This is a genomic window from Mycolicibacterium nivoides (genome assembly GCF_003855255.1).
Taxonomy (GTDB): domain Bacteria; phylum Actinomycetota; class Actinomycetes; order Mycobacteriales; family Mycobacteriaceae; genus Mycobacterium; species Mycobacterium nivoides.
The window spans coordinates 4,326,542-4,350,870 of sequence record NZ_CP034072.1 but is presented as its reverse complement, the minus strand read 5'-3'; the positions used below and the strand labels follow the sequence as shown (position 1 = coordinate 4,350,870).

Here is a 24,329-nt window from a genome sequence, read left to right as displayed (position 1 = left end):
ACTTGCGGCGCAATATTCCCTAGCGTTCTCGGTATGGGTTCCTCCCGACCACGCAATGCCGCTGCCACCCGCGAGGCGATCCTGCAATCGGCGATCCGCCACTTTGCGCTGTCCGGGTACGACGGTGTCGGCGTTCGTGAGATCGCGCGAGACGCCGGGGTCACCGCGATGCTGGTGAACCGCTACTTCGGGTCCAAGGAGCAGCTGTTCGCCGAGGCGGTCGAGACCTCGTTCGCGCCTCCGACGATCGTCGCCGAGGAACCAGACGCCCTGGCCCGCGATGCCGCCACTGCACTGGTCGAACGCTCCGACCCGGACGCCGACCCGCTGGAGCCGTTCCTGATCATGCTCCGGTCCATCTCGAATCCGGCTGCGGTGAACATCGTCCGCGACGCGATCGCGCGCCACGTCGGTCAGCGGTTGGCCCGGCAGCTCCCGGAGGCCGGCCGGCAGCTCCGCACCGATGCCATGCTGTCGGTGATGAGCGGTGTCCTACTGATGCGCCGGGTGATCAGGAGCCCGGGCTTGACCGACGCGGACACCGATCAGCTGACCGACCTGTTCGAGCGCGTGTTCTCCGCGATCATCGAGCCAGCATGAGGTCCAGAAAGCGCTCATAGCGGTCGGCGGCGGTGAGCGCGTCGGCCGAGTCCATGAGGTGCAGGGCCCCGATACCGGTGGCGAAGGTGGCCTGGCCGCGCAGGCCCGCGTCCTCGGGGCTGAACCCGTAGTCGAGGTAGGCCTTGGTGACGGCGACCAGCACCCGGTGATCGGCCGCCCGCACGTTGGCCGCGGCGATGTCGTCGGATCTGGCCCACTCCCGCATCGCGCGCTCCAGCGTCCAGTGCCGCGGGCTCAGCAGCTGCCTCATCATCTGCGACAGCCGTTCGCGTGGCGGCAGGTCCTCGAGTTCGGCCAGCGCGCGGCGGTCCTGTTCCAGGAAGGCATTCCACGACGCCACCAGGGCGGCCCGGTAGCCCTTCATGTCGGTGAAGTGCCAGTAGAAGCTGCCCCGGGTGGCGCCGATCTGTTCGCAGAGCCGCTCGATTTTCAGCGCCCGCATCCCGTCGGAGGCCAGCAGGGTGTACCCGGCCTGCACCCAGTCATCGGCGGTCAAGCTGCCGGGCGTGCCCTTGCGTTCGCCTGCCATTCGGACAGAGTAAGACGCGCGCGCCCTATCCCGCGGTTGGCAGGTGCATCCCGAACGGCACCGCGCTGATCAAGGTGACGGGCACGGCCTCTCCGCTGGGCACCGGATACTGCCGCTGTTCGCCGGGACGCGCGCCGACGATGGCCTCGCCCAGCGGGGAGTTCACCGAATAGACCTCCAGGTCGCCGTATTCGGCGCCGCGGATGCCCAGCAGGAACGTCTCGACCTCGCCGGTCTGGTCGTAGCGCACGGTCAGCACCATGCCCGGCTCGGCCACCCCGTCGTCGGGCGGATCTTCACCGACGACGGCGTTGAGCAGCAGGTCGTGGATCTGCTGGATGCGGGTCTGGCGGGCCCGCTGGATCGCCACCTCGTTCTCGTCGGAATCCGATGCGGCTTCGCCCGAGATCAGGTCGCGCAGAGTCGACAACTCGGTCTGGAGTCGGTCGTACGCCTGTGGTGACAACCAAATGCGTTGGCTGACAGTCATTGTGGTTTCCTTCCGATGATGCGGAGATGCCGTCAGGGGCGGGTTCGCGCGCCGCCCCTGACGGCTTGTTGGCCCGTTAGGGCAAAGTCGTGAATCGTCAGCGGCGCGGGTCGAATTCCCTCAGGACTTCGGGTTGCTTTCCGGTGGTGATGTACTCGGCGAGCAGCCGCCCAGTGACGGGGCCGTGGGCCAGGCCCCACATGCCGTGGCCGCCTGCCATGTAGATGCCTTGTGCCACTTCACCGATCAGTGGGCGCCCGTCCGGCGTGACCGGACGGCCGCCCACCCACACGTCGGTGCGGGCATCCCAGTCGACACCGTCGAGCAGTGGGGCGGCCGAGGCGATGATCGCGTCGACTCGCCGGGGTTGCAGCGGATCGTCGGGGGAGCGGAACTCCATGGTCCCGGCCACCCGCAGCCCGCCCTGGTACGGCGTGCAGGCGACGCGGGCATCGGGCAGGTAGATGGGGCCGAGAATCGGTCGGTGCACCGGCACGGTGAACGAGTAACCGCGTCCGGCCTGCACCGGCGTGCGGACCCACGGCTTGGCGAGCTTCGACAGCCACGCCCCGGTGGCGATCACCGCGGTGTCGGCGCTCAGCGAGCCGTCCGCCAGATCCACGGTGACGGTGGCACCCTCGGCCCGAACGTCGGTGACCTCACCGATGACCAGCTCCGCGCCTCTGGCCATGACGGCATCACCGAGCGCCTGGACGAACCGGCCCGGATCCACGAATCGTTGACCCTCCACGCTGATGCCCGCGGTGATCGCCGCCGACGCCAGCGGCACATGGTCGCGCAGTGTTTCACCGGACAGGCCGGTCACCGTCACGGTCTGACCGACCGCGGCCATCCGGCGCAGTTCGGTCATCAGATGTTCGGCCTGCCGCTGCGTTTCGAACAGCGCCGTGATCGGTCCGTCGGTGGTGGGTACCGACACTCCGTTGGCGGTCAGGACGTCGTAGGCCTCGAGGCATTCCTCGTTGAACGGGACGTTGGCCTTGGCAGCCCGGGTCCACGTCGAGAGCCTGCAGTTCATGGCGAACCGGGTCAGGAACGCCAGTACGCGGGGTCCCGAGTTCAGTGGGATGTGCAGGGGAGCGGCCGGGTCGAACAGCGACCGCAGCCCGTAGCGCAGCACCGCGGGGTCGTTGAGCGGGATCGTCAGCGTCGGCGAGATCCAGCCGGCGTTGCCCCAGGACGCACCCGCGGCCACTCCGCGGCGGTCGACGACAGTGACCTCGACCCCGCGCTCTTGGAGAAACCATGCCGTGGACAGGCCGACAATGCCTGCACCCACGACCACCGCTGACCGCGGTCCGCCGTCAATGCGCTCGACCCCATTCATGCTCCCCATGGTGGGGCTGACCAGGCGTACTTTGTTTGCAGGATCTCGACAAGCAGGAGGCGCGAGATTGTCGAGTTACGACAACTCTTCTGTCGCCGCGAGCTCGATCATCATCGCCACCCGCTTGCGCGCATCGTCCAGGTCGAGCTGGGTCAACTCGACCATCTTGCGCAGCCGGTAGCGCACGGTGTTCTCGTGCACGCCCAGCGCCCGCCCGGCCCCGGCCAGATCGCCCTGGGCCTCCAACCAGGCCCGTAGCGTCCCCGCGTACTGCGTGCCGTGGGCCTGATCATGGGCGCGTAGTTCGGCGACCGGTCCGCGCTGCGGGGCACGCCCGGCACGGGCCGCGATGCGCAGGCGTTGCAGCAGGATCTCGTCCCAGGCCTCGTCGTAGACGGGCACCTGCTCGTCCAGGTTCTTGGCGTCGCCGTGGCGCACCTCGTGCAGGGCCAGGCACTCGTCGGCCTCACTGCGAGCCAGCGCCAGTTCGGCGGCGGTGGCCGGGCCGCTGATCCCGGCCAGCACGGTCACTGGCTCGGGCAGCGCGGCGCGCAACCCCGCCACCCAGCCGCTCGCGGCCTGGGCCTCGGCGCCGGGCAGCACGGTGTAGACGGTGTTGCCGGCCAGGGCGCTGCGTCCGGGTCGCGACCAGCCGAAGCCTGCCGTCGCCCGCTCGAACGCCAACAGCAGAGCGGCGTGCCGCTCGTCGGCGGTCTGGGCCCGCAGCGCGATCACCCGCAGCGGCGTCTGCGGGAGCCCGAGCCGGCTGGCCGCCGTGGTGGCGTCGGCAGCGCCCTCGAGCAGACGGATGACGAGCTCGGACTCCACCTGGCGTTCCAGATCGGCGCTGGCGCGTGAGCGCAGCAGGTGCAGGGCGACCATGCGGGCGCCGTCGGCCAGCGCGGCCCGGCGCGCGTCGGGCAATGGCTCGGCACATGTCACCCAGATCGACCCGAGCAGTTCGCGCCCGGCCCGGGCGGCCACCACCATCCGCCCGGTGAGGCCGCGTTCGTCGTCACCGCCGACGAACATCGGCTCGTCGGATTCGGCCAGATGCCGGAACACCCCGCGGGCTTCGAACAAGGCCCGCAGCTGTTGCGGTGCCCGGCGGCTCAAGATCGTCTCGGCGCGGGCCGGGTCCGCATGCTGCTGCAGCCGCGAGTAGGCCAGCACCGAACTGCGCCGGTCCTCGATCGTGACCGAGCCGCCCACGGCGTCGGCCAGACTGTCGGCCAGGGCGAACAAATCGGTTGGGCCACGCCCGGATTCGGTTTCCCGCCCCTCCAGCACGACGCCGTAGACCACGGCCGCCAGCTCGCTCCAGGAGACTTCGGGGTCGACGGTCATCACCGCGATACGGTCGTCGGCCACTGGCTCGTCATCGCCGGCGGGCCTGTCGGGGCCGCGGACCAGCACCACCACGGCACGCGCGGCGGCCGCCCACTGAACAGCCTCGGCGACCGAGGTGGCCCCGACTGCCAGCAGGACGTCACCGATGACCTGCCCGGGTTCGTGCATCACGACGCTGCGCAGCTCGGTCGAGCGTGGCGCCGGACAGGGTCCATTCGCCGGGGTGCGCAGCCGCACCCCGTAGCCGCCCAGGACGTTGATCAGGCGGTCCAGCGTGACCACGAGTTACGGCCCGGCAGCCAGCGTGGCCTTGCCGGTGCGTTGTTGGCCCCCCTGGTCCAGCCAGGTCAGGCCCACGACATCGCCGGGGTAATGCTGATCCAGAACCAGCGTCAGGGTGCGGGCCGAATCCAGTCGGGTGCCCTCGATGCTCGTGAGCAGATCGCCCGGAATCAGGCCGGCCGCTTCTGCCGGTCCGCCGGAAATGACGTCCTGGACGATCACGCCGCCGTTCTGGCGCTGCGCGGTGCGCACTCCGACGCCGAGCATGGTCGGCGGTCCGATGTGCACCGAGGGTGACGGGGTGCGGGCGCGGATCTGGCCGGCGATGCCCATCGCGTCGTTGATCGGGATCGCGAATCCCTTGCCGCCGGGGCCCATCCGGAAGTTCACCGACGCTGCTGTCGTCATCCCGACGACCTGGCCCGCATCGTTGACCACCGGCCCCCCGGAATCGCCGGCACGGACCGGCGCGGCGAACTCGAACAGGCCGTTGATCTCATCGCTGGTGCCGGTCAGTTCGTCTTCGGCGTTTACGGTGCGGTTGAAGGCGCTGACGGTGCCGATCTCGCGGGTCAGCGGTGCACCGCTGCCTCCGGCATTGCCCAGCGCGACCACCGGCTGACCCGGTGCCAGCGCCGCCGAATCGCCGATCGGTGCCGGCGGCAGGCCGGCTGCACCGTGCAGTTGCAGCACCGCGATGTCGTTTTGACGGTCGTATCCGACCAGGTCGGCGGGGAATCTCTGGCCGCCGACGGTGGCACTGATCGAGTTGGCCCCTTGGACGACGTGATAGTTGGTCAGCACCTCACCGCTCGGGGAGAGCACGATGCCGGTGCCGATGCCATAGGCCTGCTGGTAATCCACCCGGGTGTCGATGCGCGCCACCGATGGTTCGACCTGGGTTGCCACCGCCTCCGGGTCACCAGGTGCGGCGCCGGCAGGTGCCGACGGGACGACGACGGCAGCCGCGGCGGTCAGTACCGCCGCGAGAATCACTTTGAACGGATGTGAGCCCACTTTGCTCATGTACCCATCTTGGCTGGGCAAGAACCCGATGTCGACGCGATCGGCGTTGCGTCAGTCTTCGGTGGCGACGTCGCCGCGCGCACGCCGGCCCCTGCGCTTGGTGCCGGTCTTGCTGGACGGCCGCCGGTTACGCAGAGACGCGCCGGCCGGTTCCTCGTCCTCGGTGGCCTCTTCGGACTCTTCGGAAGCCTCGTCTTCGTCAGCCTTCTCGGCCTCGGCCTCGGCCTCGGCTTCGGTCTCCTCGACCTCGGTCTCTTCCGCGTCGGTCTCCGCGGTCTCTTCCGCGTCGGCCTTCTTGCGTCCGCGGCGCTCGGCCTTCTCGCGGGTCTTGACCGGCTTCGGCGGCGGGGGCGGCAGTTCGGCGACAAAGGCCAGGTAGAAGGCGAAGATGCCGAGGAGTGCGATTGCGGCGGCGGCGCCGTAGATCCCGAACAGCCACGGCCCCAAGCTGTCCAGTGACAACCAGATCTCGGAGACCGCGGTGACGACGATCAGCACCGCTGCCAGCACGTGCAGGGAGATCGAGGCGGTCCGCAACCGCAGCGCCAGCTCCGGGGTGGCCAGCTCGGGACGCTTGGTCCGCTGCAGGGTGAACACCACCGGCAGGGCCGCCAGACCGATCAGCACACCGGTGACGATGCGCAGGATCAGCCCGAGCGTCGGCGAGGTCTGGCCCATGAGTTCGGGCCATCGAGGAAGAACGAAAAAGAAGAAGAGGCCGGCGGCCACGATCGAAAACGACACGTGCCAGATCACCGCGACGGTGCGGCCCATACTCCTCCTCGGGTACCTAATTGGGCCGGGGTGCGAACTGCTGATCAGGGTTGATTCAGCAGGTCGCACCCCGGACCCGAGCGCGGAGGATAGGGGATTTGAACCCCTGAGGGCTGTTAACCCAACCCGCGTTCCAGGCGAGCGCCATAGGCCACTAGGCGAATCCTCCGTCGGCAATCGTAGCCGACGCTCGAACCAGTCCCGTAAACGCCGGGGAAGGGGCGGGTATTACACTCGCTGTGGACCCCGCGCGGCGTCCATCCTGTGAACTCCCCCAGGGCCGGAAGGCAGCAAGGGTCAACGGGCTCTGGCGGGTGCGCGGGGTCCCCTTTATGTTCAGCTCATTCACCATCTGTGAAAGGCGCGCGGTGTCGTTCCAGTCTCTCGGCCGCGACGATCTGCTCGCGCAGCACGAAGTCCAACAGCGCAACTACGCAGAGCTGCAGGCCAAGAAGCTGAGCCTGGACCTGACCCGGGGTAAGCCCGCTCCCGAGCAGTTGGATCTTTCCAACGCGCTGCTGTCGCTCCCCGGTTCCGAAAAAGACTCCTTCCGCGACCGCGAAGGCACCGACACCCGCAACTACGGCGGCCTGCACGGGCTGCCCGAACTGCGGGAGATCTTCGGCGAGCTGCTCGGCATCCCGGTGCAGAACCTGATCGCGGGCAACAACGCGAGCCTGGAGATGATGCACGACGTCATCGTGTTCTCGCTGCTGCACGGCGGTGTGGACTCGGTGCGGCCCTGGGGCCAAGAGCCTGTCGTAAAGTTCCTCTGCCCCGCGCCCGGCTATGACCGGCACTTCGCCATCACCGAGTCGTTCGGAATCGAGATGATCGCGGTGCCGATGCGCGAGGACGGGCCGGACGTCGACCTGATCGAGGAACTCGTCGCGGCCGATCCGGCGATCAAGGGCATGTGGTGCGTTCCGGTGTACGGCAACCCGACCGGCGTCACCTACTCCTGGGAAGTCGTCCGACGTCTCGTCCAGATGCGCACGGCGGCAAACGATTTCCGGTTGATGTGGGACAACGCCTACGCGGTCCACACCCTGACCGACGAGTTCATCCGCCAGGTCGACGTGCTGGGTCTGGCCGAGGCCGCAGGTAACCCGAACCGTCCGCTGGTGTTCGCCTCGACCTCCAAGATCACCTTCGCCGGGGCAGGGGTGAGCTTCCTGGGCGGCTCGCTGGGAAACATCGCCTGGTACCTGCAGCACGCGGGCAAGAAGACGATCGGGCCGGACAAGATCAACCAGCTGCGCCACAGTCGCTACTTCGGCGACGCCGACGGCGTGCGGCTGCAGATGCAGCGCCACCGGCAGCTGATCGCTCCCAAGTTCGCCTTGGTCGCCGAGATCCTCGAGGACCGGCTGGGGGAGTCGAAGATCGCGTCGTGGACCGATCCCAAGGGCGGCTACTTCGTCAGCCTCGACGTGTGGCCCGGCACCGCCAAACGCACCGTTTCCCTGGCCAAGGACGCCGGGATCGCGGTGACCGAGGCGGGTGCGTCGTTCCCGTACCGCAAGGACCCCGAGGACAAGAACATCCGCATCGCGCCGACGTTCCCGTCGCTGTCCGATGTGCGTGAGGCGATCGACGGCCTGGCCACCTGCGCCCTGCTCGCGGCGACCGAGCATCTTTTGCGTTGACCTAGAACTGACGCCGCATCGGTGCGAGTAGCGGTGTGCGTGGTGTCAAAGTCAACAGCCGAGTTCCAGTGGGGGACCGGCCAGCGGCGGCCGGCGCGGCGTGATCCCGAGCTCTGGTCGCCAAAGCCGATCCCATTCGCGTTCCACCCGGGCGATGATGGCGGGCCGTCGGTGTCCCGAGGCCACTCTCACGTGGGTCCAGCCGGCTCGCGTGATGTAGTCGGCACGCGTGATGTCATAGCCGAGCTGATCGGCGTGCTGCACACCCTCGTATTCGACCGCCAGCATCAGTTCCTCCCAACCCATGTCGAGGAAGTACCTCGGGTAGCCGTCGGGCCCCAGCACCGGTATCTGTGTTTGCGGCCGCGGAAAACCTGCGTCGATGAGCATCAACCGCAGCCAGGTTTCTTTCGGGGACTGGCCGCCGGGGTCGAACAGGTTCAGCGCCCGTTCGAGTTGCCGCAGGCCACGGGCATGCCGGTGGCCTGCGGCCAGCGTCAGCACGTCGTCCGCCTTCAATCCGGTGGCTCGAGCAAGTGCGTCGAGCCGTGCGACGGCCGCACCGATCAACCCGCGGCGCCCAAGGTCAAAAGCAGTGCGCTCGACGCTCGTGACCGACAGACCGCCGATGCGCGCGACCTCCCCGTCGCAGATCAGGTCCTGTCGGGTGATCACCTTCTCGGGCGGCTTGGTCTTGGCGCTGATCAACTCGATCGGAACGTCGTCGGTCACCCACTTCGCGCCATGGAGCGCCGATGCGGCGGCACCCGCGATCACTGCGTTGCGACCCGACCACAACCATGCCGCCGCACTGCGTTGTCGCAGCGACAAAGCAGTTCGCTTGTCCACGTAGATGTTCGGCAAGACCGTGCGGTGGTAGCGGCTGAGCTGGTAGCGGTTGACGACGCCGGCCGCCAGGGCTTCGGTGCCGATGAAGGGCTCACTCATTCGGCGAGAGTCGCCGGTGGCGGGGACAAAGATGGGTGTGTGCCGGTCTCGGCGTCGCCGTCCTGTGGATGAATGGCGCTGTGTGCAGAACTCTGTGTTGACTTGGAGTTGACGCTGCATTTGTGCGGATAGCCGTGTGCGCGGTTGCAAAGTCAACGGGCACCGGCGCGGCGTCGGACGCAGTCGGTAGCCTTCTTCCGTGGCTCTCTACCGCAAATACCGGCCGGCAACCTTCGCGGAAGTCGTTGGCCAGGAACATGTCACCGAGCCGCTATCTACTGCACTGACCGCGGGCCGGATCAACCACGCCTACCTGTTCTCCGGGCCGCGCGGCTGCGGCAAGACGTCCTCGGCGCGCATCCTGGCCCGCTCGCTCAACTGCGAGCAGGGCCCCACGCCCACACCCTGCGGGGTCTGCGATTCGTGCGTCGCGCTGGCCCCCAACGGCCCGGGCAACCTCGACGTCACCGAACTCGACGCGGCCAGCCACGGTGGCGTCGACGACACCCGAGAACTGCGTGATCGCGCATTCTTCACCCCTGCACAATCCCGCTACCGCATCTTCATCATCGACGAAGCGCACATGGTCACCACGGCCGGTTTCAACGCGCTCCTCAAGATCGTCGAGGAGCCGCCGGAGCACCTGATCTTCGTGTTCGCCACCACCGAACCGGAGAAGGTGCTGCCGACCATCCGGTCGCGTACCCACCACTACCCGTTCCGGCTGCTGGCCCCGCGCACCATGCGCCCGTTACTCGAGCGCATCTGCGCCGAGGAGAACGTCAACGTCGACGACGCGGTGTACCCGCTGGTCATCCGCGCCGGCGGCGGCTCCCCGCGCGACACGCTCTCGGTGCTCGATCAGTTGCTGGCGGGCTCCGAGCAGGGCGCCACCGGCAACCACATCACCTATCAGCGGGCGCTGGCCCTACTCGGTGCCACGGACATGGCGCTCATCGACGAAGCGGTCGAGGCCCTGGCCGCCGGCGATGCGGCCGCATTGTTCGGTGCCGTGGAGGCGGTGATCGACGCCGGACACGATCCACGGCGCTTTGCCACCGATCTGCTGGAACGCTTCCGGGATCTGATCGTGCTGCAGGCCGTGCCCGACGCGGTCACCCGCGGTGTCGTGGACGCACCGGCCGACGTGCTGGAGCGGATGCGGGAGCAGGCCGACAAGCTGGGTGCGGCCACGCTGGCCCGTTATGCCGAGGTGGTGCACGCGGGCCTCGGGGAGATGCGTGGCGCGACCGCGCCGCGGCTGCTGCTGGAGGTGGTGTGTGCCCGGCTCCTGCTGCCCTCGGCGCATGACACCGAGTCGGCGCTGCTGCAGCGCATCGAACGCATCGAGACCCGGCTGGACCTGTCGATCCCTGCTGGTGAGGCCGCGGCATCGGCCGCCCGTCCCGCCGCCGAGCCCACCAAGACCTTCACCCGGCGCAGCCAGGCGGCGCCGGTCGAGGCCCCTGCCGACGCTCCCGCCCCGACGCCGCCGCCCGCTCCCGAACCGATCGCCGCCCCCGAACCGGTCGCGGCTCCGGAACCGGTTGCCGCCCCCGAACCGGTCTCGGCACCGCCACCACCGCCGCCAGCACCTGCTCCGGAACCCGAGCCCGAGCCGCCGCTCCCGCCGGAGCCCGACTTCGAGCCCGAGCCCGCCCCCGAACCGGAGCCAGAAGCCCCGCCGGCGCCGGCAGCGGTGACCCCCGGTGGCGAGCCCAACGCAGCCGCCGTGCGTTCGATGTGGACGACGGTGCGGGAGAAGGTGCGTGAACGCAGCCGCACCACCGAGGTCATGCTGTCGGGGGCGATCGTGCGGGCGGTCGAGGACAAAACCCTTGTGCTGTCGCATGAATCACCGCCGCTGGCGAAGCGGCTCACCGAGTCGCGCAATGCCGATGTGATCCGGGATGCGCTCAAGGATGCGCTCGGGGTGGACTGGCAGATCCGCTGCGAGGTCGGGACTGCGGAGGCAGCCCCGCCGCCTCCACCGAAGGCCGCCAAACCCCCGCCGCGGGTCCCGGCCCGGCCGGGCCGTGTCATTCCCGAACCCGAGCCGGTGCCGGATCCCGAACCGCCATCGTCCCCTGAGGAGGAGGAGGCAGAAATGCTCGCCGAGGCTTCGCAGAGCGAGGCCGGGCCGCGTCGCGACCCCGAAGAGGTCGCGCTGGAACTGCTTCAGAACGAACTGGGTGCGCGAAAGATCGAGAGCTGACGCTGTTCAGTCCCCGCTGCCGCGGGCGTATGCGCGTGGCGAGCGTCCGGTCACTCGGGTGAACGCGGTGGTGAACGCACTGGCCGACTGGTAGCCGGTCCTGGCCGCGATCTCGCCTATCGAGAGTTGCTCGGATTGCAGCATGTCCTTGGCCAGCGCTACCCGCCACTCCAGCACGTACTGCATCGGTGGCATCCCGATCGTGTTCGCGAAGCGTTCCGCGAACACGGCGCGGGACATGTTCGCGGTGCGGGCCAGCTTCTCGACCGTCCAGTGCTCGGCGACGCCGTCGTGAATCTCTCGCAGGGCACCGGCGAGCTGCGGGTCGGAAAGCCCGGCGATCAGGCCGTTCTCGCCTACGGTCGGGCGTTCGGTTCGGAACCGGCAGGCCTCGATCAGCAGCACCTCGACGAGCCGCTCGAGAATCGGTTCGCGGCACGGACGTTGCGCGATCGCCTCGTCGGTGATGAGCTCGACGATCCGGTTCAGGCGGGCCGAGCCGGATTCGTCGTGGCGGATGAGAATCGTTGGCGGAAGCAGCTTCACCAGCAGCCTGGCGTTGGCACGGTCGAAGCGGAAGTATCCACCGAGCATCCGCATCGGCTCCGGTCCGTCCACCGGTCCGTAGTGGGAATCGGCGGACGGATGGAGCTCTACGTCGGTCGGCGCCAACGAGGGGTCGCTGGCCATCACGAAACTCGGTGTCTCGGGCAGTAACAGGAAGTCGCCCGCGAAGAGTTCGACGGGATCGATACCGTCCGGGCTGAGCCAGCAGTTGCCCGCCAGCATCAAACAGAACGAGGGGTCGGCGTAGCGCGGCTTGCGGATACTCCAGTCGCCGGCTCCACTGACGACCTTCGACAGCACGACCTGGGGACGCAGCAACGGAATGACCGTTTCGAGCGGATCGGCCACGGAGGCGACACCTGCCGGGGGCATGCCGACAAGATAGCGCCTCCGCCATGCCGGTCTACTGGCCTGCGAGCGCCACCGCGTCTGCGCCGGCCGGGAACCGCAGCCGGCCGGACGTGTCGGTCGCGGCCTGGTAGACGGTCTCGGCGACGTCGGCCTCGGTCGTGAAGACGGTGGCCTGGCCGAACGATGCCAGGATCGGTCCGGCGAACGCCTGATACGGCTCGGGAATCAGTCCGTCCATCCGCGTCGCGCCGTTACTGGTGAAGCTCGTGGTCGGCCCGTAGCCCGGTTCGACAAGTTTCGCCGTCACGTTCACCGCCTCGAGTTCGAGTGCCAGCGACGCGGTGAATCCTTCGATCGCCATCTTGCTGGCGGTGTACACCGCGGCCAACGGCATCGCCGTCAGAGTCACGCTCGATGTCACGTTGACCACCACCCCGGATCCGCGTGTTCGCATCTGCGGCAGCACAGCCTGGGTCATGGCCATCACGCCGAATGTGTTGGTCTCGAACACTTCCCGGATCGTGTCCATCGCCATGGGCTCGAAGGCGCCGACGACGCCGATGCCCGCATTGTTGACCAGCACGTCGATCGGGCCAGTGGCCTCGATCGCCGCCGAGATGCTGTCGAGGTCGGTGACGTCCAACGCCACCAATTGGATTCGGTCCGAATCCGGCAGCAGCCCGGTGCGCGGCGTGCGCATGGTGGCGATCACGTTCCAACCGTTGGCGTGGAAGTGGCGGGCGGTTTCGAGTCCGTACCCAGATGAACAACCCGTGATGAGAACCGTTTTCATGGCTCAAACGGTATGAGGCTCACTCAAGACGATCAATAACGAACGGTCTGGAAAACGTTACCGATCGTCTTGCCTATCGTTGGGGTTCTAGGGCGTCCACCACGGCCGCAGCGGCAGGCCGCCGTCGTTGCCGCGGTCATCGAGCTTGACGGCCAGAACCTGGTGAAGCTGGACGACATTCGTCTCGAAGCCGAGCCGGGAGCCCGCCATGTACAGGCCCCACACCTTGGCGGTGGGCAGCCCGACCTCGGCGACGGCCTCGTCCCAGTGTTCGACGAGGTTGGCACACCAGTCGCGCAGCGTCATCGCGTAGTGGTTGCGAAGGTTCTCCTCGTGCATGACCTCCAGGCCGACGTCCTGCACCTCGGTGATGATGCGTCCCGAGCCGGTCAGCTCGCCGTCCGGGAACACGTAGCGGTCGATGAAACCTCCGGCGGCCGCTCCGCTTCGGTTGTCGTGGCGGGTGATGCAGTGGTTGAGCAGCAGCGCACCGGTACGCATCTTCGACTTGAGGAAGCCGAAGTACGCCGGATAGTTGTGCACGCCGATGTGCTCGGTCAGGCCGATCGAGGAGACGGCGTCGAACCCGGTCTCGGTGATGTCGCGGTAGTCGCCGTGGCGCACCTCGGCAAGGTCCCCGAGACCCTCCTTGGCGATGGCCTCCTGCGCCCACCGTGCCTGTTCCTTGGACAGCGTCACCCCGAGCGCCTTGACCCCGTGGCGTGCGGCGTAACGCACCATGCCGCCCCAGCCGCAGCCGACGTCGAGCAAGCGGTCACCGGGCTGCAGCCGTAGCTTCTCGAACACCAGGCGGTACTTGTTGTCCTGCGCCTCCTCCAGGCCGGCATCGGCATCCGGGTAGCACGCGCAGGTGTAGGTCATCGACGGCCCGAGCACCCACTCGTAGAACGTGTTCGACACGTCGTAGTGGTGGTGGATCGCCTCGGCGTCGCGGGTCTTGCTGTGTCGCAACCCCTCTACCACCCGGCGCCACCGCGGCAGTGCCTCCTGTGGAGGCGGCGCGATGGGCTTGAGGTGCTCGATGCCGATGGACCGCACGATGTTGGCCAGCACCCGGGCGGGCGGGCGCTTGAACGCCATCTTCTCGGCCAGCGCGCACAACAGCGGGTACGGGTCGCCGGGATGGACTCCGTACAGCTCCAGGTCGCCGGACACGTAGGCGCGGGCCAGACCCAGATCCCCGGGAGCGGTCGCGAGATAGGTGGTGCCGCGCGGAGTCTTGAGGTCCAGGCCGAGCGTGGCGTCCGTGGGCCCCGAGGTGCTTCCGTCGTACGCGGTGAACTTCAGTGGCTGCGAGCCGGATGCGAAGATCTCCAGGATCTCGGCAAGGCTGAGCTTGTGATCGGTTGCGTGCGTCGAGTGTTCTTTGAAGGTGGTCATCGCTGTTCTCCGTTCATCGGCGCAAGACGGCTTTCGAGTACAGGTCAAACAGGCGTGAATCGGGGTCGTAGGACTTCTTGACGGCCTTGTAGGTCTCACCGCCGTAGAGCTCGTCGAAATCCTCACGCGGATAGTAGGAATCGGAATACAGGGACTTGTGTCCGTCGAGCTCGCTGACCTTGGTCTCGATCAGCTTGTTGGTGTGGCCTTCCACGGGGCCGACCGGTACCGAGGACCAGAACCCGACGTTGACGTAGGTGTGGTGGGCGCGCAGGGGATACAGGGGCCAGCCCGCCCCATGGCGGTCGTCATCGCGCAACCGCAGTGGGCACAGCCAGATCGGTTCGATCGGCACGTTCTCCAGGAACCACGAGAGGAACCGCTCACAGTTCTCTATGGGCACCTCGATGTCCTGCACCACCCGCTCGCGGGGCGGGCGCCCGTTGCGCTTCTCGATGCGGTCGGCGATGTTGAACCGCTGGTCGTAGCCGATCAGTTTCCAGTAGAAGCTGCTGCGCCGCAGCCGGCGCGGCCAGAACCGCCGGATCGTGGGGTTCTGCGCGCCGAATGCCCGTGAGCACCAGAACCAGTCGGTGTCCCACCGCCACAGGTAGTCATGAATCGTCAGCCGGTCGTGCTTCTCATCTTGCGCGTGCTGGATCGAGCGGTAGTAGATGTCCTGGCCGGTGTAGTCGCTGACCGGGCCGGGTGTCGTCGTCTTGAAACCGACGCACAGGTAGCTCTCGTCGGCACTGAACACCACGCCGTCGAGGTAATCGACCGGTTCGCCGTCCAGCCCGCCGGTCTCGATGATCCGGTCCATCGCCGCGACGAGGTCGGCCAGCGAGTGAAACCGAAGGTGGCGCAATGCGACAAAGGGGCTGACGGGTTCCAGCTCGATTCGAAGCCGGGTCGAATATCCGAGCGTGCCATATGAATTGGGGAACGTCCGAAACAGGTCGGGATGCTGTTCGGGTGATGCGGTGACGATTTCGCCTGCCCCGGTGAGAATGTCCATCTCCAGCACCGATTCGTGCGGCAGTCCGTTGCGGAATGACGTCGACTCGATGCCCAGACCGGTGACAGCGCCGCCCAGCGTGATGGTCTTGAGCTGCGGCACCACCAGCGGCGCCAGGCCGTGGGGCAGCGTCGCGGCCACCAGATGCTCGTAGGTGCACATGCCGGCCACGTCGGCGGTGCGGGCTTCGGCGTCCACGGCGATCACATCGGTCAGCCCCGATACGTCCAAACCTTTGACTTCGCTGCGATCTCGCGCGCGAAATAGGTTCGACGTGGGTTTGGCAAGCCGGATCGTCGAATTCGGCGGTATGGCGCGGTAACTGTCCATGAGGCGCTGCACGCCGAGGGCATGGGCAGCTTGTGCGTCAGTCGTAACAACAGACACACATATACGCTAGTCGGAGGTTGCCAACGATGCGACCGCAGACACGAGTAAAAGGAGTTTCAGTCATGGGACAGGTCAGTGCGGTCAGCACGGTTCTGATCAACGCCGAGCCGGCCGCTGTGTTCGCCGCGATCGCGGACTACCAGACCGTCCGCCCGAAGATCCTCTCCTCGCACTACCGCGACTACCAGGTCCTCGAGGGTGGTCAGGGAGCGGGCACGGTGGCCAGCTGGAAGCTGCAGGCGACCGAGTCCCGGGTGCGTGACATCAAGGCGTCGGTGGACGCTGCCGGCCACACGGTGATCGAGAAGGACGCGAACTCCAGCCTGGTGACCAACTGGACCGTCGCCCCGGCGGGCGCCGGATCGTCGGTCAATCTCAAGACCACCTGGACCGGTGCCGGCGGGGTCAAGGGCTTCTTCGAGAAGACATTCGCGCCGCTGGGCCTGCGCAAGATCCAGGACGAGGTGCTGGCCAACCTGAAGAAGGAAGTGGAAAGCTAGCGCGCCTGCGAACCCAGGTAGGCGGCGACACCCCGGGCGATCGCCTCGGCATACTTCTGCTGGCCGTCCGGGGTTTTCATCAGCGCTGAGTCGACCGGGTTCTTCATGTTGCCGCACTCGACGAGGATCGACGGGAACTGCGCCAGGTTGAGCCCGGCGATGTCCGAGCGGGCGTCCAGGCCACCGGAACCGATGTAGGTGGCCGGCGGGATGCCCGACGCGGACAGCTGATCGCGCATGGTCTGGGCGAACTGCACAGACGGCCCGGCCTGCACATTGTTCAACGGCGGCGACGAGTAGAGCACGTGGAAGCCGCGGCCGTTGGGCGGGCCGCCGTCGGCGTGGATGGACACGATGGCGTTCGGTCGCAGCGCATTGGCCATCGAGGCCCGTTCGTCGACACACGGTCCCAGCGCGTTGTCGTTGCCGCGTGACATCGCGGTGCGCACACCCATCTGGTTCAGGATGGCGCGTACGCGCAGGGTGGTGTCCCAGGTGAAGGTGTGTTCGGGGTAGCCGTCGGTAGTGGAGGTGCCGCTGGCCTGGCAGTCCTTGGTGCCGCCGCGGCCGGTGGGTACCTGGCGGCTGATCGATGCGTCGTTCGCGCCGTTGTGGCCGGGATCGAGGAAAACGATCATGCCGGCGATGTTCGAGGGAGCGGCGTTGGCGTGGGGAGCATCGATGACGGCCGGGACGGCCGCGGCGACTATGACGCTGCTGACCATCGCGGTGCCGACACGCACGCAGGCTGGGACTCGCACGGGCGCCACGCTAGCCCGCACGCCGACTAGGCTGAAAGTCCGAATCGCCGCCGACAGGCGAGAGCAACCAAGTCGAGACCAAGACGCAATCAACACGGCAAGGGGACCACGCATGCAACCCGGAGGCACGCCCGACATGTCGGCCCTGCTGGCGCAGGCGCAGCAGGTACAGCAGCAGCTCATGGAGGCGCAGGAGGCGCTGGCCAACTCCGAGGTGCACGGCCAGGCCGGCGGCGGGCTGGTGCAGGTCACGGTCAAGGGCAGCGGTGAGGTGATCGCGGTGGCGATCGATCCCAAGGTCGTTGACCCCGAGGACGTCGAGACCCTGCAGGACCTCATCGTCGGCGCCCTCGCCGATGCCTCCAATCAGGTGACCGCCCTGGCGCAGAGCCGCCTGGGCCCGCTGGCCGGCGGGCTTGGCGGGTTCGGACTTCCGGGGCTGTAAGTGTTCGAAGGCCCAGTACAGGATCTGATCGACGAGCTGGGCAAGCTGCCCGGCATCGGGCCCAAGAGCGCGCAGCGGATCGCGTTTCACCTGCTGAGCGTCGAGCCGCCGGACATCGATCGGCTGACCGCGGTGCTGGGCCGCATCCGCGACGGCGTCACCTTCTGTGCGGTCTGCGGCAACGTCTCCGACGAGGAACGCTGCCGGATCTGCAAGGACCCCCGCCGCGACGCCTCACTGGTGTGCGTGGTCGAGGAACCCAAGGACGTGCAGGCCGTCGAGCGCACCCGCGAATTCCGCGGCCGCTACCACGTGCTGGGCGGGGCGCTGGATCCGTTGTCGGGCGTCGGGCCCGACCAGCTGCGCATTCGTGAGCTGCTCAACCGGATCGGTGAACGCGTCGACGGCGTCGACGTGGCCGAGGTGATCATCGCGACCGACCCCAACACCGAGGGTGAGGCCACGGCCACCTATCTGGTCCGGATGCTGCGCGACATCCCCGGGCTGACGGTCACGCGCATCGCCTCGGGCCTTCCGATGGGCGGCGACTTGGAGTTCGCCGACGAACTCACCCTGGGCCGGGCACTGGCCGGCCGCCGCGCGATGGCCTGATTCGCGGCTCCGCCGCGGTGGCCTGATTCGCGGCTCAGATTTCGGCCACAGCGAAACACCTCGACCCGCAATGGCCAAGGTCACTACGGTCAGGTCTATGGCGGATCTCCAACAGCTGGCGCCCTCGTTGTACCGGCTGCGCATCCCCGGTGAACGGGCGCACCTGCTCAACAGTTACCTGTGGCTGGACGGTGAAGGTGTCACGCTCATCGACACCGGTTGGCCGGACAGCTCCGGCCTGATCGCCGAGGCGCTGGCCGCGCTCGGTATGCGACGCCTGCACGTCAAGCGCGTCGTCCTCACGCATTTCCACGAGGACCATTGCGGTGCGGCCGCCGAGATCGCGGACTGGTCCGATGTGGAGGTCATCGCAGGCAAAGGTGACGCCGAGTTCATCCGCGGCGACGAATCCGGGCCACTGCCCGTACTGACCGACTCGGAGCGGACGCTGCGGCCCGACTTCGACGCATCACCGCACGGCCCGGCCTGCCGGGTGGACCGGGTGGTCGGCGACGGTGACGTGCTCGACTTCGCAGGCGGGGCGCGGGTGATCGGCGTGCCCGGCCACACCCCGGGCGGCATCGCCCTCTATCTGCCGGCCGCCGACGCCGTGCTGACCGGTGATGTGGTCGCCGAGTTCAACGGTCAGGTGATCGTGGGGGTTTTCAACACCGACCGCGCCGAGCTCGCCGACTCTGTGTCCAAGCTCGCTGCCACGGGCGCGCAGCGCGCCGGATTCGGGCACGGTGAGCCCATTCTCACCGATGCCGCGGCGCAGATCGCAAAGGCGGTCGACGTTTTCGCATCCTGACGTGCGGGCTACACCCGGCGCGGGGCCGCCAGCCGTTCCCGGCGCAGCAGCTCGACTTCCGGGAGCTCCAGCGGCGGCAGCTCACCCACCACCTGCGTCAGCAGATGGTCGGCCAGTTCCGGATTGCGGGCCAGGCACGGGCCGTGCAGATAGGTCGCCACCACACTGCCTTGAACCGCACCGTCATAGCCGTCGCCCAAGCGGTTGCCCGCCCCTTTGGTGACCGCGGCCAGTGGCCTGGCATCAGGACCCAGAACCGTTCCGCCACGGTGGTTTTCGAAGCCCGTCAGCGGCTGGGTGAGCCCGTCGAGCAGGGGAGTGGACGCCACCTCGCCGATGGTGCGGGCCTCCTGCGGCGAGGTGGTGACGTCGAGCAGCCCGACGCCGTCCACCCGCTCACCGGCCGAGGTCTCGTACCAGTGGCCGAGGACCTGGATCGCCGCACAGATCGCGAGCACGGGTGCGCCACGCGAAACCGCTTGCTGCAGACCGGGGTACCGGATCAGGTGCTTGGTGGCCAGCCGCTGCGCGTAGTCCTCCGCGCCACCGAGGGTGTACAGGTCCAGCGAGTCGGGCACCGGGTCGGCCAGGGTGATCTCCACGATCTCGGCGTCGATACCGCGCAGCCGCAACCGCTGTTGCAGCACCACCGCATTGCCGCTGTCGCCGTAGGTTCCCATCACGTCGGGCAGCACGAGCCCGATCCGCACCGCACTCACGAGATCCGCCGATTCAGTTGCAGGAAGGCCGTGTAATTGGCGATCACCTCGACATGCCCGGGCGGGCAGGAGTCGATCGCGGCGATGGTGTCGTGCACCAGTGAATGCTCGACGCCGGCGTAGCCGAGGCGCACCGCGAGATCGGTGCCCCGTTCGCCTGCGGCGACGACGACGGTGTCGTCGAAGTGCTCGAACCGGACGTCCCACAGCCAGGACAGGTCCTCGCCGTCGGGCACCTGCCCGTTGACCGAGATGACGACTCCGGCGCCGTGCTTGTCGACCATGGACAGGGCCTCCTGCCATCCGGCCGGGTTCTTGGCCAGCAGGATCCGCGCGGTGTGTGCGCCGATCCGCACCGTGCGGTATCGCCCGGCGACCTCGTCGACGCCAGAGACCGCCGCCACCGCGGCAGCGGGGTCGGCACCCAGCGCCACGGCGGCCGCGACGGCTTGGGTGGCGTTACCGCGGTTGACCGCGCCGGGCAGGGCCAGGGTCATCGGCAGCACCAGGCCGTCCGGACCGTAGATGTGGGTGTCGTCGAACCACCACTGTGGGCTGGGACGTTTGAAGTCGCTGCCGGTCGAGTACCAGTCGCGCCCGTTGCGCTCGATGATCTCGCCGGATCGCGGACAGCTCACCGAATCACCCGCCCAGCTGCCGCCGGCGGCCACCCACACCACGTTGGGGCTGTCATATGCGGCCGAGGTCATCAAGACGTCGTCGCAGTTGGCCACGATCACCGCGTCGGGATGACGGGCCAGCCCGCCTCGCAGCGTGCGTTCGATGTGGTTGATCTCACCGACCCGGTCCAGCTGGTCCCGGGACAGATTCAGCAAGACGATGACCGACGGCGACACCGCATCGCTGACGTGCGGGACGTGCATCTCGTCGACTTCCAGGGCGGCCAGCGTGGCATCGCGGGCCCCGGCCAGCGCCGCCACCAGACCGGCGTCCATGTTGGCGCCCTCGGAGTTACTGGCCACCGGGCCGAGCGTGGCCAGGGCGGCCGCGGTCATCCGGGTGGTGGTCGACTTGCCATTGGTGCCGGTCACGACGACGCTGCGGCGGCCCTGGCCCAGTTGGCCCAGGATCGAGCGGTCCAGCGTCATCGCCACCAGGCCGCCGATCATCGCACCGGCGCCGCGGCCGGTGACCCGCGACGCCCAGCGCGCGGTTGATCCGGCGGCCAGGGCGGCGCGCCCGCGAAGGGTCAGCATTCCGGCGATTTTAGGGGCACGACACGCTGCCGTGCCGCCCGAGGTTGTCGGACTCGCGTGCCATCCTGGCGAATATGAGCAGCGCGTGGGGCAGACCGGCGGATGAGCCGGGCGCGGGCTGGGCCGTCGTCGACGTGGAGACCACGGGGTTCCGGCCGGGGCAGGCACGCATCGTCAGCGTGGCCGCCCTCGCGGTCGGGGATGACGGAAACGTCGAGCGCAGTGTCGCGACCCTGCTGAACCCGGGTGTGGATCCCGGGCCCACCCATGTGCACGGGCTGACGACCGAGATGCTGGAAGGCCAGCCGACCTTCGGGGACGTCGTCGACGAATTGAGCGACATCCTGCGCGGACGCACGCTGGTCGCCCACAACGTGGGCTTCGACTACAGCTTCCTGACCGCCGAGGCCGAGTTGGTCGGCGCCGAGCTGCCGATCGACAGCGTCATGTGCACCGTCGAGCTGGCCCGCCGGCTGGCGCTGGGCACCGAGAACCTGCGCCTGGAGACGCTGGCAGCGCACTGGGGCGTGAGCCAGATGAAGCCACACGATGCTCTCGACGACGCGTTGGTGCTGGCCCAGATCCTGAAGCCGACCCTGGCCCGGGCCCGCGACCGCAAGGTCTGGCTGCCGCTGCGGGAGGTGACCCGACGGCGCTGGCCCAACGGCCACATCACCCATGAAGAGCTGCGGCCGTTGAAGGTGCTGGCCTCGCGCCTGCCGTGCGAGTACGCCAACCCGGGCGCCTTCGTGCCGGGACGGCCGTTGGTGCAGGGCATGCGGGTGGCGCTGTCGGCCGAGGTGGCGCGCACCCATGAGGAGCTCGTCGAGCGCATCCTGCACGCCGGGCTGGCCTACACCGACCTGGTGGACCAGCAGACCTCGTTGGTGATCTGCAACGAACCGGCACCCGACCAGGGCAAGGGCTACCAGGCCGTCGAGGTGGGGGTGCCGCTGCTCGATGACGAGACCTTCATGGGCCTGCTCGCCCATGTCGTCGGTGGTGCCGACATCGAGCAGTTCTGCGACATCCCTGCCGAAAGCGATCAGTACACGCTGTTCTGATGCGCGGCTCGCCGCGGTCTTCTAGCTGAGCGCCTTCGCCTTCAACCCGTCGAACTCGGCCTGGCTGATCGTGCCTGAATCCAGCAGCGCCTTGGCATCGGCGATCTCCTGAGCCGGGGACCGGCCGGCCGCCTCGCGGATGTAGGCGTCGGTGTCCTGCTTGGCGGCCAGTGCGGCTGCCTGCGCGCGCTCGGACATGCCCTTACCCCGTGCGATCAGGTACACCAGCGCGGTGAGCCAGGGGAACACGATCAGGAAGACCACCCACACCGCCTTGACCCAGCCGGAGGTCTTGTGGTCACGCCAGAACAGGTCGGTGAGGATCTGGAACAGGACCAGCAGGTATGCGATCCAGGCGAAGATGATCAGGAAATGCCAGAGGAAATCCCATGTCGAACCCCAGTCCATGGACCGCTCCTTGCCGTTGGCCTTCGCGTAGTGATCTACGCCAGCGTCAGCTAATCACGTGCCGCGCGGTTGACGGCAGATACGACCGCGCGAAGTGATGCAGTTGTGATCGAAGTCGCGATACCGACGCCCCAGACGGTTCTGCCGCCGATCGACGCCTCGACGTAGGCCGCGGCCTGCGCCTCTTCACCCGAGGACATGGCGTGCTCGGAGTAATCCAGCACGTTGATGTCGTAGCCGATGGCTCCCAGGGCGTCGACGAAGGCTGCCAGCGGGCCGTTGCCGGCACCGACGATCTCGCGTTCGACGCCGTCGATCTTCACGATCGCGGTGATGGTGTCCGTGCCACCGTCCACCTCGGAGGCCACCACCTTCTGGCGAATCCGCTCCAAGGGGATGATCGGGGCCAGGTACTCCTCGGAGAACGCGTCCCAGATCTCCTTGGGCGATACCTCGCCGCCCTCCCCGTCGGTGATCTGCTGAATCGCCTGGCTGAACTCGATCTGCAGCCGGCGCGGCAGCACCAGACCGTGGTCGGCCTTCATGATGTAGGCCACGCCGCCCTTGCCGGACTGCGAGTTCACCCGGATCACGGCCTCGTAGGTGCGGCCGACGTCCTTGGGGTCGATCGGCAGGTAGGGGACTTGCCAAAGGATCTCATCAACGTCCGAGTCCATGTCGTCCGCGTCAATTTTCATCTGGTCCAGGCCCTTGTTGATGGCGTCCTGGTGGCTGCCGGAGAACGCGGTGTAGACCAGGTCGCCGCCGTAGGGGTGGCGCTCGTGCACGGGCAGCTGGTTGCAGTACTCGACGGTGCGCCGGATCTCGTCGATGTTGGAGAAGTCGATCTGCGGATCGACGCCGCGGCTGAACATGTTCAGGCCCAGCGTCACCAGACAGACATTGCCCGTGCGCTCGCCGTTACCGAACAGGCAGCCCTCGATCCGGTCGGCGCCGGCCTGGTAGCCCAATTCCGCTGCGGCAACGCCGGTTCCGCGGTCGTTGTGCGGGTGCAGGCTCAGGATGATCGAATCGCGCGGGGTCAGGTGCCTGCTCATCCACTCGATCGAATCGGCGTAGACGTTCGGGGTGGCCATCTCGACCGTGGCGGGCAGGTTGACGATCAGCGGCCACTCGGGCGTGGGCTTGACGATGTCGGCAACCGCGTTGCACACCTCGACGGCGTACTCCAGCTCGGTGCCCGTGTAGGACTCGGGGGAGTACTCGAAGCGCCACCGGGTCTGCGGGTACTTCTTGGCCTCCTCGACACACATCTGGGCGCCGTCGGTGGCGATCTTCTTGACAGCGTCGCGGTCGGCCCGGAACACGACGCGGCGCTGCAGGATCGACGTCGAGTTGTAGAAGTGCACGATCGCCTGCGGGGCTCCCGCGCACGCCTCGAAGGTGCGTTCGATCAGCTCGGGCCGGCACTGCGTCAGCACCTGGATGGTGACGTCGTCCGGAATCGCGCCGTCCTCGATGATCTCGCGGACGAAGTCGTAGTCGGTCTGGCTCGCAGACGGGAAGCCGACCTCGATCTCCTTGTAACCCATCCGTACCAGCAGGTCGAACATGCGGCGCTTGCGCGCGGGGCTCATGGGGTCGATCAGGGCCTGGTTACCGTCGCGCAGGTCGACCGCACACCACATGGGCGCTTTGTCGATGACGCGGTCCGGCCAGGTGCGGTCGAACGGGACGCCGGTGCCGAAGGCCGGGCTGCCGCCGGGGACCTCGTCGGCGAAGCTGCGATAGCGGCTGACCGGCATGGATGAGCCGCGCTGGGTGTTCCAGACGGGCTGTCCGGGGTTGGGGGTGCCGGCCGGCGTATTGATCGCGCGAACCGAACTGAAGGCATCTGCAGAGATGTCGGGGGTGGTCATGTTTTTGCTCCGGGGTTTGAAGGGGGACCCGACCGGCGCATCGCAAAAACCCGCGACAGGAAGCCGGTCTGATCAGACCCCGTCGCGGCGTCCGAGAAGGAGCACCCGCTGCACGCGGTCAACTGTACTCCGCGTCATTCCCAGGCCAAAACCTGAGGTT

At 67.9% G+C, this 24,329-nt stretch carries 24 protein-coding genes, 1 tRNA gene and 1 other RNA gene; 9 read left to right on the top strand and 17 right to left on the bottom strand.

Going from position 1 to position 24,329, the window contains the following annotated elements; genetic code table 11:
• The first annotated feature begins 33 nt into the window (after positions 1-33).
• Positions 34-600: a TetR/AcrR family transcriptional regulator gene (locus EH231_RS21135; RefSeq protein WP_124713257.1), complete on the top strand. Its 567-nt coding sequence runs from the start codon at positions 34-36 to the stop codon at positions 598-600.
• Here EH231_RS21135 and EH231_RS21130 read toward each other — a convergent pair.
• The 7 genes from EH231_RS21130 to EH231_RS21100 all read right to left on the bottom strand — a co-directional run bounded on the left by EH231_RS21130 (position 584) and on the right by EH231_RS21100 (position 6,589).
• Positions 584-1,150 carry a TetR/AcrR family transcriptional regulator gene (locus tag EH231_RS21130; RefSeq protein ID WP_124713256.1) on the bottom strand — a complete coding sequence of 189 codons (567 nt, stop codon included), beginning with the start codon at positions 1,148-1,150 and terminating at the stop codon, positions 584-586. The genes EH231_RS21135 and EH231_RS21130 overlap by 17 nt on opposite strands.
• 25 nt (positions 1,151-1,175) lie before the next feature.
• Complete coding sequence (locus EH231_RS21125; RefSeq protein WP_090430094.1) at positions 1,176-1,640, bottom strand: GreA/GreB family elongation factor; 465 nt, start codon at positions 1,638-1,640, stop codon at positions 1,176-1,178.
• Between the two features lie 97 nt (positions 1,641-1,737).
• Entirely contained in the window at positions 1,738-2,988 is a 1,251-nt protein-coding gene (locus EH231_RS21120) for an NAD(P)/FAD-dependent oxidoreductase (protein ID WP_124713255.1), read from the bottom strand.
• 75 nt (positions 2,989-3,063) lie between these two features.
• Complete coding sequence (locus EH231_RS21115) at positions 3,064-4,620, bottom strand: PucR family transcriptional regulator (RefSeq protein WP_124713254.1); 1,557 nt, start codon at positions 4,618-4,620, stop codon at positions 3,064-3,066.
• A 3-nt stretch (positions 4,621-4,623) separates the two neighbouring features.
• Positions 4,624-5,646 carry a S1C family serine protease gene (locus tag EH231_RS21110; RefSeq protein ID WP_124713253.1) on the bottom strand — a complete coding sequence of 341 codons (1,023 nt, stop codon included), beginning with the start codon at positions 5,644-5,646 and terminating at the stop codon, positions 4,624-4,626.
• A 51-nt stretch (positions 5,647-5,697) separates the two neighbouring features.
• Complete coding sequence (gene lucA / locus EH231_RS21105; RefSeq protein ID WP_124713252.1) at positions 5,698-6,420, bottom strand: lipid uptake coordinator LucA; 723 nt, start codon at positions 6,418-6,420, stop codon at positions 5,698-5,700.
• Positions 6,421-6,503: 83 nt separating this feature from the next.
• A tRNA-Ser gene (locus EH231_RS21100) sits at positions 6,504-6,589 on the bottom strand.
• Positions 6,590-6,658: 69 nt separating this feature from the next.
• On the opposite strand from EH231_RS21100, the gene ffs reads away from it, so the two are divergent.
• Positions 6,659-6,753, top strand: an RNA gene (gene ffs, locus EH231_RS21095) — signal recognition particle sRNA small type.
• Between the two features lie 35 nt (positions 6,754-6,788).
• On the top strand, positions 6,789-8,069 hold the full coding sequence (locus EH231_RS21090) for an aspartate aminotransferase type Ic (protein ID WP_090430813.1): 1,281 nt from the start codon (positions 6,789-6,791) through the stop codon (positions 8,067-8,069).
• Positions 8,070-8,120: 51 nt separating this feature from the next.
• On the opposite strand, the gene EH231_RS21085 is transcribed toward EH231_RS21090, so the two are convergent.
• The gene (locus EH231_RS21085; protein WP_090430104.1) at positions 8,121-9,017 is read right to left on the bottom strand and encodes a DUF559 domain-containing protein; all 897 of its coding nucleotides are present in this window, start codon (positions 9,015-9,017) and stop codon (positions 8,121-8,123) included.
• Positions 9,018-9,216: 199 nt separating this feature from the next.
• Here EH231_RS21085 and EH231_RS21080 point away from each other — a divergent pair, with 199 nt between their 5' ends.
• Positions 9,217-11,232, top strand: a complete 2,016-nt coding sequence (locus EH231_RS21080; RefSeq protein WP_090430106.1) for a DNA polymerase III subunits gamma/tau — start codon at positions 9,217-9,219, stop codon at positions 11,230-11,232.
• Positions 11,233-11,238: 6 nt separating this feature from the next.
• Here EH231_RS21080 and EH231_RS21075 read toward each other — a convergent pair whose 3' ends face one another.
• The 4 genes from EH231_RS21075 to EH231_RS21060 all read right to left on the bottom strand — a co-directional run bounded on the left by EH231_RS21075 (position 11,239) and on the right by EH231_RS21060 (position 15,749).
• Positions 11,239-12,171, bottom strand: a complete 933-nt coding sequence (locus EH231_RS21075; protein ID WP_124713251.1) for an AraC family transcriptional regulator — start codon at positions 12,169-12,171, stop codon at positions 11,239-11,241.
• A 31-nt stretch (positions 12,172-12,202) separates the two neighbouring features.
• Positions 12,203-12,943 (bottom strand): SDR family oxidoreductase, encoded by a 741-nt coding sequence (locus EH231_RS21070; RefSeq protein ID WP_090430110.1) that lies wholly within the window; start codon positions 12,941-12,943, stop codon positions 12,203-12,205.
• A gap of 87 nt (positions 12,944-13,030) precedes the next feature.
• A complete protein-coding gene (locus tag EH231_RS21065; RefSeq protein ID WP_090430112.1) occupies positions 13,031-14,344 on the bottom strand; it encodes a class I SAM-dependent methyltransferase in 1,314 nt (437 codons plus the stop codon).
• Positions 14,345-14,357: 13 nt separating this feature from the next.
• A complete protein-coding gene (locus EH231_RS21060; protein WP_124713250.1) occupies positions 14,358-15,749 on the bottom strand; it encodes an FAD-binding oxidoreductase in 1,392 nt (463 codons plus the stop codon).
• 65 nt (positions 15,750-15,814) lie between these two features.
• Between EH231_RS21060 and EH231_RS21055 the strand changes: the two genes are divergently transcribed.
• Positions 15,815-16,252, top strand: a complete 438-nt coding sequence (locus tag EH231_RS21055; RefSeq protein WP_090430116.1) for an SRPBCC family protein — start codon at positions 15,815-15,817, stop codon at positions 16,250-16,252.
• Here the strand turns inward: EH231_RS21055 and EH231_RS21050 are convergent.
• Positions 16,249-16,977: an Rv3717 family N-acetylmuramoyl-L-alanine amidase gene (locus EH231_RS21050; RefSeq protein ID WP_044521370.1), complete on the bottom strand. Its 729-nt coding sequence runs from the start codon at positions 16,975-16,977 to the stop codon at positions 16,249-16,251. The two genes, EH231_RS21055 and EH231_RS21050, sit on opposite strands and share 4 nt — an antisense overlap.
• Positions 16,978-17,125: 148 nt before the next feature.
• On the opposite strand from EH231_RS21050, the gene EH231_RS21045 reads away from it, so the two are divergent.
• The 3 genes from EH231_RS21045 (at position 17,126) to EH231_RS21035 (ending at position 18,881) form a co-directional block, all read left to right on the top strand.
• Positions 17,126-17,458 carry a YbaB/EbfC family nucleoid-associated protein gene (locus EH231_RS21045; protein ID WP_044521368.1) on the top strand — a complete coding sequence of 111 codons (333 nt, stop codon included), beginning with the start codon at positions 17,126-17,128 and terminating at the stop codon, positions 17,456-17,458.
• Positions 17,459-18,070, top strand: a complete 612-nt coding sequence (gene recR / locus EH231_RS21040) for a recombination mediator RecR (protein ID WP_003883644.1) — start codon at positions 17,459-17,461, stop codon at positions 18,068-18,070.
• Positions 18,071-18,167: 97 nt separating this feature from the next.
• Positions 18,168-18,881 (top strand): MBL fold metallo-hydrolase, encoded by a 714-nt coding sequence (locus EH231_RS21035; protein ID WP_090430117.1) that lies wholly within the window; start codon positions 18,168-18,170, stop codon positions 18,879-18,881.
• Positions 18,882-18,889: 8 nt separating this feature from the next.
• Here the strand turns inward: EH231_RS21035 and EH231_RS21030 are convergent, their stop codons facing one another.
• Positions 18,890-19,561: a type 1 glutamine amidotransferase gene (locus EH231_RS21030; RefSeq protein ID WP_234940830.1), complete on the bottom strand. Its 672-nt coding sequence runs from the start codon at positions 19,559-19,561 to the stop codon at positions 18,890-18,892.
• 35 nt (positions 19,562-19,596) lie between these two features.
• A complete protein-coding gene (locus tag EH231_RS21025) occupies positions 19,597-20,817 on the bottom strand; it encodes a Mur ligase family protein (protein ID WP_124713249.1) in 1,221 nt (406 codons plus the stop codon).
• Positions 20,818-20,891: 74 nt separating this feature from the next.
• On the opposite strand from EH231_RS21025, the gene EH231_RS21020 reads away from it, so the two are divergent.
• Entirely contained in the window at positions 20,892-21,881 is a 990-nt protein-coding gene (locus EH231_RS21020; protein ID WP_090430121.1) for a DEDDh family exonuclease, read from the top strand.
• Positions 21,882-21,902: 21 nt separating this feature from the next.
• Here EH231_RS21020 and EH231_RS21015 read toward each other — a convergent pair whose 3' ends face one another.
• Both EH231_RS21015 and leuA read right to left on the bottom strand, forming a co-directional pair.
• On the bottom strand, positions 21,903-22,289 hold the full coding sequence (locus tag EH231_RS21015; RefSeq protein ID WP_090430123.1) for an SHOCT domain-containing protein: 387 nt from the start codon (positions 22,287-22,289) through the stop codon (positions 21,903-21,905).
• 50 nt (positions 22,290-22,339) lie between these two features.
• Positions 22,340-24,169, bottom strand: a complete 1,830-nt coding sequence (gene leuA / locus EH231_RS21010; protein ID WP_124713248.1) for a 2-isopropylmalate synthase — start codon at positions 24,167-24,169, stop codon at positions 22,340-22,342.
• Positions 24,170-24,329 lie beyond the last annotated feature (160 nt).